General features: G+C 37.6%; 1 pseudogene. It reads left to right on the top strand.

Annotated features, from left to right (window positions below):
* Positions 1-126: 126 nt before the first annotated feature.
* Positions 127-250 (top strand): annotated as a pseudogene (locus V6259_RS19940) (IS3 family transposase); the annotation flags it as partial.

Genomic DNA, 250 nt, shown 5'->3' with positions numbered 1-250 from the left:
CACAAATGAGGGTCACATTAAGTTGATCAGAAGCCGTAAACATGAGTCTTTTATTCCAATTTAAAAAATGAAAGACTTTATGGTTTTTGGAAGAGACTGCTATGTGGGGTTTAGCCGACGCTCACCTACAAAACAAGAAGCGATGCTCGCTCAGAGATTTTTGATTATATCGAGTGCTTTTATAATCCAAAGCGACACCATGGATCAAATAATGGATTATCGCCACTGCAATATGAGAAGCGATATTTTA

The organism is Marinomonas sp. TI.3.20 (assembly GCF_038155025.1).
GTDB lineage: Bacteria > Pseudomonadota > Gammaproteobacteria > Pseudomonadales > Marinomonadaceae > Marinomonas > Marinomonas flavescens.
This window is presented reverse-complemented; position numbering and strand designations above follow the sequence as displayed.